This window comes from Burkholderia sp. E168m23, assembly GCF_016586125.1.
Lineage (GTDB): Bacteria > Pseudomonadota > Gammaproteobacteria > Burkholderiales > Burkholderiaceae > Burkholderia > Burkholderia orbicola.
In genome coordinates, this window is record NZ_BCPP01000244.1 from 1 (window position 1) to 7,813 (window position 7,813).

General features: G+C 65.2%; 7 protein-coding genes. 1 reads left to right on the forward strand and 6 read right to left on the reverse strand.

Annotated elements, in window-relative coordinates; translation table 11 throughout:
• Positions 1 to 89: 89 nt before the first annotated feature.
• The 5 genes from JMF90_RS14680 to uvrB all read right to left on the reverse strand — a co-directional run bounded on the left by JMF90_RS14680 (position 90) and on the right by uvrB (position 5,641).
• The gene (locus JMF90_RS14680; RefSeq protein WP_053525977.1) at positions 90 to 1,487 is read right to left on the reverse strand and encodes a 4Fe-4S binding protein; all 1,398 of its coding nucleotides are present in this window, start codon (positions 1,485 to 1,487) and stop codon (positions 90 to 92) included.
• Positions 1,484 to 2,326: an FTR1 family protein gene (locus JMF90_RS14685; RefSeq protein ID WP_054928001.1), complete on the reverse strand. Its 843-nt coding sequence runs from the start codon at positions 2,324 to 2,326 to the stop codon at positions 1,484 to 1,486. Before JMF90_RS14685 ends, JMF90_RS14680 begins: the two co-directional genes overlap by 4 nt.
• Positions 2,327 to 2,384: 58 nt before the next feature.
• Positions 2,385 to 2,717, reverse strand: a complete 333-nt coding sequence (locus tag JMF90_RS14690; protein WP_006478303.1) for a cupredoxin domain-containing protein — start codon at positions 2,715 to 2,717, stop codon at positions 2,385 to 2,387.
• Between the two features lie 55 nt (positions 2,718 to 2,772).
• Positions 2,773 to 3,324, reverse strand: coding sequence for an iron transporter (locus JMF90_RS14695; RefSeq protein WP_006483880.1), 552 nt, complete (start codon positions 3,322 to 3,324; stop codon positions 2,773 to 2,775).
• A gap of 226 nt (positions 3,325 to 3,550) precedes the next feature.
• Positions 3,551 to 5,641 (reverse strand): excinuclease ABC subunit UvrB, encoded by a 2,091-nt coding sequence (uvrB, locus tag JMF90_RS14700; protein WP_027807217.1) that lies wholly within the window; start codon positions 5,639 to 5,641, stop codon positions 3,551 to 3,553.
• Positions 5,642 to 5,900: 259 nt separating this feature from the next.
• On the opposite strand from uvrB, the gene JMF90_RS14705 reads away from it, so the two are divergent.
• Positions 5,901 to 7,100 carry an amino acid aminotransferase gene (locus tag JMF90_RS14705; RefSeq protein WP_006478300.1) on the forward strand — a complete coding sequence of 400 codons (1,200 nt, stop codon included), beginning with the start codon at positions 5,901 to 5,903 and terminating at the stop codon, positions 7,098 to 7,100.
• Positions 7,101 to 7,224: 124 nt separating this feature from the next.
• Here JMF90_RS14705 and JMF90_RS14710 read toward each other — a convergent pair.
• A partial coding sequence (locus JMF90_RS14710; protein ID WP_201325193.1) for a 3-hydroxybutyrate dehydrogenase occupies positions 7,225 to 7,813 on the reverse strand: 589 nt, incomplete at its 5' end.

Below are 7,813 nucleotides of genomic sequence, written 5' to 3' on the forward strand. Positions count from 1 at the left end.
GTTTGGGCAGCCAATGCGCGAAGCATGCCGCCTGTATGTATGTGGCTGCGTCATGCACGACAGCCGAAGGAAGCGGCATGCGAGCCGCTTCAGAACCCCCAGAACATCAACCACCATGCGCTGTCGACGACCGCCAGCCCGACGGCGAACCATGCGAACGCCGCGAGCCGGCGCGGCCACGCCGCATAGCGCCCCGTCACCTTCCACGCGAGCCACGCACTCCATACGTTGGCGCCGACCAGAATCGCGATGCGCACATCGGTTGCCCAGCCGAGCGGCACATGCTCGGCGCGCAGCAACGACAGCGTCGTGGCCGACAATCCGAGGAACACGCCCGCCCCCGCGATCGGGATCAACGCCTGGGCGAGGTGATGCAGGCGCACGCGATCGAAGCGGCCGAGCATCAGCGTCGCGCCGGCCAGCAACACCAGCAGCGCCGTGCCGTACACGAGTCCCGTGCCGACGATGTAGCTGACGACCAGCCCGCCATCGAGCCAGGAAAACACGTCGTTGCGATCCGGATAGTGCGTGAGCAGGAACCACGGCGCATTGGTCTCGAGCGGCCACGTGATGTCGTGGTCGATCAGCCAGCCCGCGAGCCATTGCTTGATCTGCACGAACCACGGGCTGACGGTCCAGTGGAACGCGCCGATCGCCACGCCGAGCAGGCCGTACAGGATCAGTGCGGTGTCCCACGGGTTGGCCCGCTCCGCACCGAGGTTCACGACTTCGTCGGACGGCGAGCGCAGCGACAGCGAGATCGCGTCGCGGTGCCCGCTGCAGCGGCCGCACATATGGCAGTCCGCCGCGCCCTTCATGTTGCGCAACGGCACGAGCGGCGCGCAGTTGATCGGAATCACGCGATGGCCGTGCTCGCCGTTCTTGTACGAACGGCGCCACGCATCCTCGTCGACCTTGTAGCGCATCGGCGCGAGTCGCGCGAGCAGCCCGAACACGCCGTTGACCGGGCACAGGTACTTGCACCACACGCGTTTCTCGCGGCCGTACAACAGGCCGATCACGATCGCGCCGACGGTCGAGCCGCCGAGCACGAACAGCACCGCGAGCGGGTACTGGTACACACTGACCATCTGCCCGTAGATCGTCGTGATGCCGAACGCGACGAACGGCCAGCCGCCCCACCGGATCCAGCGCGGAATCGGGCCGCCACGGCCGAACTTGCTCGCATATTCCGTAAGCGCGCCCTCCGGGCACAGCACGCCGCACCACACGCGGCCGAGCATCACCATCGACAGCAGCACGAACGGCCACCAGATACCCCAGAACGCGAATTGCGCGATGAGCGTGAGGTTGTTCCACAGATGCGCGGAATCGTCCGGCAGCGGCAACACGGCCGGCACGATGATCAGGAACGCGTAGACGGCGACGACGATCCACTGGATACCGCGGATCAGCGCACCGTGGCGCTGCATCCACTGGCCGGCCTGCGCGAGCCAGCCCGGCTTGACGGCGGCGACAACGCTCATGCCGCGCGACCCGCTGCAACGGCCGGACGGCGGCTCGCGCGCTTCATCAACAACCAGACGACCGCCCAGTACACCGCATAGGCCACCAGGTTGGTCAGCGCCGGGTGCGCGCGATAGCCGGTCAGCGTCGCGACGAGCGAACCGAACGTGCCCGAATCATCGAGGATCGCGGACGTATCCCACACCTGCGAGATGCCGAGCGGCAGGATTTCCTTGTCGATCAGCTTGTCGACGCCGGTCTGGAACAGGCCCGCGCCGAGGAACAGCAGCATCACTTCGGTGACGCGGAAGAAATGCCGCCACGAGAAGACCTTGCCGCCGAGCTGCAGCAGATAGAACGTGAGGAATGCGAGGCCAAGGCCGATCACGACCGCGAGCATCTGGCTGCCGTCGACGTGGCCCGACTGGCCGAAACCGAGGCCGTACAGGAAGATCACCGTCTCGCTGCCTTCGCGCGCGATCGCGAGCGCGACCAGCACGGCGACGCCCCACCAGTTCGAATCGCGCGTGCTTTGCTGCAGCGACTGCTCCATGTCGCGCTTGAGCGTGCGGCCGTGCCGGCGCATCCACAGCACCATCTGCACGATCAGCACGCACGCGATCAGCACCATCGCCGTCTGGAAATAGTCCTGCGCGTCGCCGGACAGCACTTCGGTGAACCCGACCAGCGCGGCGCCGAGGCCGACGGCCATCAGCAGGCCGACGCCGACGCCGGCCCAGAGGAAAGGCAGGCCGCGGCGCGCGTCGTCGTCGCCGTTTTTCAGCCATGCATAGAGAATGCCGACGACGAGCAGCGCTTCGACGCTCTCCCGCCAGACGATGAACAAGATCTGACCCATCGATACCTCCTGACGCGCGGCGCAAGGGACTGGTGCGCCCGCGCGCAGATAAAACGCGTTACTTCGCGACGATCACGCCCTGTGCCTGCTGGTGGAAATCGTCGAAAAACTTGTATTCGCCCGGCGACAGCGGGGCGACGACCACGAACGAATCGGCGCCCGGCGCGAGCACCTTCTCCTTGCGCAACTGCACGCTCTCGAATTCGGCGGCGCCCTTGCCGGTGTTCCGGATCTCGATCTTGAAACGCTGGCCAGCCGGCACTTCGATGCGGGCAGGATTCAGCTTGCCATCCGTCATCTCGAGCTTGAACGTCGGCAGATCGGCTGCATGCGCCGCGCCGGCAAGCCACAGCGCAGCGGCCGCGGCAACGATTTTCTGGGGAATTTTCATTCTGGGTTCTCTACGCCGACGGCGCGCCGAAGCGCGCCGTTCGTGATGCCACCGATCAGTAACCGCCCTTCTTGCCGATACCGGCGAACGGGAAGTCGTACTCGAGCGTGATGGGCTTGAACCACGGACCCACGCCCGTTTCCTTGTCGACGTGGCGACCGAACGCCATGTGACCCGACTGCATCGGCGGCTTGACGACCATCGTCAGGTGATACTTGCCCGGGCCGGCGAGCTTCACGTTGTCGCCGTAGTGCGGGCCGTCGCTCGCGACCATGCCCATCAGGTCGCCTTCGGCCTTCCACTTCGTGTCGCCCTGCTTCGTCAGCTTGTACGTGACCTGCAGGTACGGCATCCAGTCGCCTTCCGCGAAACCGGTCGGGTTGTTCTTGACCGCATGGATGTCGGCCTCGAGGTGAATGTCGGAATCCGACGCCTTACGCATCATGCCTTCCGGGTCCATCGTGATCGGCTGCAGATACACCGCGCCGATTTCCATGCCGCCCTGGATCTGCTGCTTGCCGATCGGATACTCGGCAGCCGAGGCCGACATCGCGGCAAGCGCCGCCGCTACCGCAACCGTCGTGCGGATGAACGAAGAACCCAACATGGACACTCCTTGTTATTTGTCTGACTATCTTGACGACATGCGAGCCGCCGCCGGGGCCGCTCGCTGGAAACACTAACGCGACGAAGAACGTTAATGCGAACTATTCTCAATACATGTGGAGTTTAGCACCGAACCTGTTTCGGAACAAACGGAGAGCGCCGTAAACCCCTGATCCGACAAGGCTTACAGGCGCTTTACCAAAAGATTCGGTGACGCTTGGAAAGAGTTACCGACCGCCGCTGATGTGGTCGCCGACGTTCGCGCCGAACACGCGTTCGCGCAGCACGGCAAGCTGGTCGCGGGTCGCGGCGGCCTTCTCGAATTCGAGGTTCTTCGCGTAGTCGGCCATTTGCTTCTCGAGACGCTTGATTTCCTTCGCGAGCTGTTTTTCCGACATGTCCTCGAATTTCGCGCGCTGTTGCGCCTCCTTCAGCTCCGCACGCGCGTCGTCGGCGTTGTAGACGCCGTCGATGATGTCCTTGATGCGCTTCACGACGCCGCGCGGCGTAATGCCCATCTTTTCGTTGTAGGCGATCTGCTTCGCGCGGCGCCGCTCGGTTTCGCCGATCGCGCGCTTCATCGACTCGGTCATGTTGTCCGCGTAGAGGATCGCCTTGCCGTTCACGTTCCGCGCGGCGCGGCCGATCGTCTGGATCAGCGAGCGCTCGGCGCGCAGGAAGCCTTCCTTGTCCGCGTCGAGGATCGCGACGAGCGACACTTCGGGAATGTCGAGGCCCTCGCGCAGCAGGTTGATCCCGACCAGCACGTCGAACGTGCCGAGCCGCAGGTCGCGGATGATCTCGACGCGCTCGACCGTATCGATGTCGCTGTGCAGGTAACGCACCTTGACGCCATGATCGGCCAGGAATTCGGTCAGCTGTTCGGCCATGCGCTTCGTCAGCACGGTGATCAGCACGCGCTCGCCGGCCTTCACGCGCGCGTTGATCTCGGTCAGCACGTCGTCGACCTGCGAGCTCGCCGGGCGCACTTCGATTTCCGGATCGACGAGGCCGGTCGGCCGCACGACCTGCTCGGCGATCTGCCCCGTCACGCGCTTCTCGTAGTCGGCCGGCGTGGCCGACACGAACACGACCTGGCGCATCTTGCGCTCGAACTCGGGGAACTTCAGCGGCCGGTTGTCGAGCGCCGACGGCAGGCGGAACCCGTAATTGACGAGGTTTTCCTTGCGCGCGCGGTCGCCGTTGTACATGCCGTTCAGCTGGCCGATCAGCACGTGCGATTCGTCGAGCAGCATCAGCGCGTCGGGCGGCAGGTAGTCGACGAGTGTCGGCGGCGGATCGCCGGGCGCCGCGCCCGAGAAATGCCGCGAATAGTTCTCGATGCCCTTGCAAAAGCCGAGCTCCTGCAGCATTTCGAGATCGAAGCGCGTGCGCTGCTCGAGGCGCTGCGCCTCGACGAGCTTGCCGTCGCGATGGAAGAACTCGAGCCGTTCGCGCAGTTCGTCCTTGATCGTCTCGACCGCGCGCATCACGGTGTCGCGCGGCGTCACGTAGTGCGACGACGGGTACACGGTGAAGCGCGGAATCTTCTGCCGCACGCGCCCGGTCAGCGGGTCGAACAGCTGCAGCGTCTCGACTTCGTCGTCGAACAGCTCGACGCGCACGGCCATTTCCGCGTGTTCGGCCGGAAAGATGTCGATCGTGTCGCCGCGCACGCGGAACGTGCCGCGCTGGAAATCCTGCTCGTTGCGCGTGTATTGCATCGCGATCAATCGCGCGATCACGTCGCGCTGGCCGAGCTTGTCGCCGGCGCGCAGCGTCAGGATCATCTGGTGGTATTCGGACGGATTGCCGATACCGTAGATCGCCGACACCGTCGCGACGATCACCACGTCGCGACGCTCCATCAGGCTCTTCGTCGCCGACAGCCGCATCTGCTCGATGTGCTCGTTGATCGACGAATCCTTCTCGATGAACAGGTCACGCTGCGGCACGTAGGCCTCAGGCTGGTAGTAGTCGTAGTACGACACGAAATACTCGACCGCGTTGCGCGGGAAGAACTCGCGAAACTCCGCGTAAAGCTGGGCCGCGAGCGTCTTGTTCGGCGCGAACACGATCGCCGGGCGGCCGAGCCGCGCGATCGTGTTGGCCATCGTGAAGGTCTTGCCCGAACCGGTTACGCCGAGCAGCGTCTGGAAGGCAAGGCCGTCGCCGACGCCTTCGACGAGCGTGTCGATCGCGGTCGGCTGGTCGCCCGCGGGCGGATAGGGCTGGTAAAGCTGGAACGGCGACCCTTCGAAAGTGACGAATTTGGATTCGTCGAGCGCGTCGCCGACTTCGGCATGATGTTCGGACATGGAATGCGGCCGGAGCAAGGGCAAAGAAAGCATTCTAGCGCTTCGCGGCCGCGCGAACTGCTGTCGGCTCCTGACGCGGGACGGCCGCCCCGAATCGCGATTCGCCGCCCGAATCGCGACGGAATCACCGCCCCTGCCCCCACGAATTCGCTACAATGTCAGGCTGCTGCGCTTCCCGGCGTCGCGCCGTGGGCGCGGTCCACTGCGCCCGCCCCGCCGGCTGAAAGCCTGACCCTCTTTTCACTACTGCCGAATCATCATGTCGCTCTTCTCCGCTGTCCAGCTTGCTCCCCGCGACCCGATCCTGGGCCTGAACGAAGCCTTCAACGCCGATGCGCGTCCGACCAAGGTCAACCTCGGCGTCGGTGTGTACACGAACGAAGACGGCAAGATTCCGCTGCTGCGCGCGGTGCGCGACGCGGAGAAGGCACGTGTCGAGGCCGGCCTGCCGCGCGGCTACCTGCCGATCGACGGGATCGCCGCCTACGATGCGGCCGTGCAGAAGCTGCTGCTCGGCAACGACTCGCCGCTGATCGCGGCGGGCCGCGTGGTCACGGCCCAGGCACTGGGCGGCACGGGCGCGCTGAAGATCGGCGCCGATTTCCTGCGCACCCTGAATCCGAACGTGAAGGTCGCGATCAGCGATCCCAGCTGGGAAAACCACCGCGCGCTGTTCGAAGCGGCCGGCTTCGAAGTCGTCGCGTACCCGTATTACGATGCGGCCACGAACGGCGTGAACTTCGAGGGCATGCTGTCGGCGCTGAACGGCTACGCGGCCGGCACGGTCGTCGTGCTGCACGCGTGCTGCCACAACCCGACCGGCGTGGACCTCACCGAAGCGCAATGGCAACAGGTCGTCGACGTCGTGAAGGCGCGCAACCTCGTGCCGTTCCTCGACATGGCCTACCAGGGCTTCGGCGAGAACATCGAAGCCGATGCCGCTGCCGTGCGCCTGTTTGCCGCGGCCGACCTGAACGCGTTCGTGTCGTCGTCGTTCTCGAAGTCGTTCTCGCTGTACGGCGAGCGCGTCGGTGCGCTGTCGATCATCACGTCGAGCAAGGAAGAAGCCACGCGCGTGCTGTCGCAACTGAAGCGCGTGATCCGCACGAACTACTCGAACCCGCCGACCCACGGCGGCGCGGTGGTCGCAGCCGTGCTCGCATCGCCGGAACTGCACGCTTCGTGGGTGCAGGAACTCGGCGAAATGCGCGATCGCATCCGCGCGATGCGCAATGGTCTCGTCGAGCGCCTGAAGGCAAGCGGCGTCGATCGCGATTTCAGCTTCATCAACGCGCAGCGCGGGATGTTCTCGTATTCGGGCCTGACCTCGGCACAAGTCGATCGCCTGCGCGACGAGTTCGGCATCTATGCGGTCGGCACGGGCCGGATCTGCGTCGCCGCGCTGAACACGCGCAACCTGGACGCGGTCGCCAATGCGGTCGCAGCGGTCCTGAAGTAAAGCCGTGCCGGGCGGCAGCCGTCACCGGCCCCGCCCTGCCGACATGAAAAACGCGCTCCACGGAGCGCGTTTTTTTGTGCCGTCCAGTCCAGCGCGGTGGGCGGCGACACCGCCCGCACCCGCGTTACTGCATGAACCAGCCGTGGCTGACGACCACCGACTGGCCCGTGAGCGCGGCGCTCGGGAACGCCGACAGGAACAGCACCGTCTGCGCGACGTCCTGCACCGTCGTGAACACGCCGTCGACGGTGTTGCCGAGCATCACCTTCTTGATCACTTCCTCTTCGCTGATGCCGAGCTCCTTCGCCTGCTCCGGAATCTGCTTGTCGACCAGCGGCGTGCGCACGAAGCCCGGACACACGACGTGCGAGCGCACGTTGTGCTTCGCGCCTTCCTTCGCCAGCACGCGGGCGAGGCCCAGCAGACCATGCTTGGCCGTCACGTACGCCGACTTCAGCGGCGACGCTTCGTGCGAGTGCACCGAACCCATGTAGATCACGACGCCGCCGCGATCGTCCTTGTACATGTGCTTGAGCGCGGCCTTCGTCGTCAGGAATGCGCCGTCCACGTGGATCGCCTGCATCTTCTTCCAGTCGGCGAATGAATAGTTCTCGATCGGGTTGACGATCTGGATGCCGGCGTTCGACACGAGGATGTCGACCGAGCCGAACGCTTCGGCCACCTTGTCGATGCCGCTGTTCACGGCGTCCTCA

Excerpts from the sequence above, each read along its gene's own strand:
- JMF90_RS14705 (WP_006478300.1), top strand. The coding sequence starts at position 5,901 with ATGTCGCTCTTCTCCGCTGTCCAGCTTGCTCCCCGCGACCCGATCCTG.
- JMF90_RS14690 (WP_006478303.1), bottom strand. The coding sequence starts at position 2,717 with ATGAAAATTCCCCAGAAAATCGTTGCCGCGGCCGCTGCGCTGTGGCTT.
- JMF90_RS14685 (WP_054928001.1), bottom strand. The coding sequence starts at position 2,326 with ATGGGTCAGATCTTGTTCATCGTCTGGCGGGAGAGCGTCGAAGCGCTG.
- JMF90_RS14680 (WP_053525977.1), bottom strand. The coding sequence starts at position 1,487 with ATGAGCGTTGTCGCCGCCGTCAAGCCGGGCTGGCTCGCGCAGGCCGGC.
- JMF90_RS14695 (WP_006483880.1), bottom strand. The coding sequence starts at position 3,324 with ATGTTGGGTTCTTCGTTCATCCGCACGACGGTTGCGGTAGCGGCGGCG.
- uvrB (WP_027807217.1), bottom strand. The coding sequence starts at position 5,641 with ATGTCCGAACATCATGCCGAAGTCGGCGACGCGCTCGACGAATCCAAA.